Raw genomic sequence first — 1,120 nt, 5'->3', positions numbered from 1 at the left:
TTTTTACACCTTACAATAGTGCCCAAGCGGAGAAAACCGGTGGTTCGAGCCAGGGTTCGGTTTTTATTGATGTTGTTGAACATGACCAAGTAAGCGGTGATGAGTATGAAATTACATTCTTTGACGATGCAAAATATTGGAAACTGACCAACGCAAATACAACAGAAACAGTTCTTGATAGTATGAGCTTCCAGGGTGTGTCCGGGACAGAATGGTCATTTCCGATTGTTGATGGATTGTCAGTTAGGGTTTACGATGTAGATGAAAGAGCGGTGTCTATAGATACCTCTGACGCACCATGGCTAATTAGTGCCAAAGAAATTACATTCTCGGACTCAGCTATTTATGATGGTGGAGTTGATTTGGCAAAACACGTTGATAGTAAATTTGTTTTAACAGATTGGATTAGAAAAGAAGATTATTTCCCGGTGCGTGTTGTTTTTGATACTACACTAAATTCGAAATTTGATGCTTTTGCCCGGAACGATTTTTCTATTTATCGCAAAAAGGGTGATACATTTGTTTCGGCTTATGATATGAGCGATGCAGCTAACCCAAGAAAGTTGAATATCTGTGCACGGGCAACAAGCGGATTAACACTGTATACAGAAACATCCGGACCTATTCTATATATAATGACATCGGATTATGATTCAACTGATATTTATAATCCAACCAGGACTGACAGCCGCGTTTTTACAGATGAAGCTTATATGGCCATAAAGCTGTATTCAAAAGCCGATTCGCTATTTCAATCGAATATAATGACACTTGATATTGAAGTAAACTATCCAAATTCGGATGAAGATGTTTATTCTTTTAACAGTTCGTCTTTGGTAGAGGAGTTGTCTACGCCACAACGTAAACAGCTTTTAAAAAAGGTTCGCGTTGTTCCCAATCCATATTATGGGCATTCAGCTTACTTAAGTGGCGGTGAAGCGGTAATAAAATTCACCAATATCGATAATAATGCGACGATCAGGATATTCAACCTTGCTGGCCATTTGGTTTATATATTAAAGAATAACAGCTCAAATTCTAATGTAGAATGGAATTTAAAGAACGAAGCGGGCCGCAGGATTGCATCCGGAATGTACATAGCACATATAGAAGTGCCTGG

General features: G+C 38.7%; 1 protein-coding gene. It reads left to right on the top strand.

What is annotated here, in order from left to right; all coding sequences use genetic code 11:
• Window positions 1–1,120 (top strand): T9SS type A sorting domain-containing protein (locus HND50_22390; protein ID NOG48002.1); only part of this gene is annotated, 1,120 nt, incomplete at both ends.

Source organism: Calditrichota bacterium (assembly GCA_013112635.1).
Taxonomy (GTDB): domain Bacteria; phylum Calditrichota; class Calditrichia; order Calditrichales; family J004; genus JABFGF01.
Note: the sequence above shows the minus strand (reverse complement) of the source record. Positions and strands in the feature narration are given on the sequence as shown.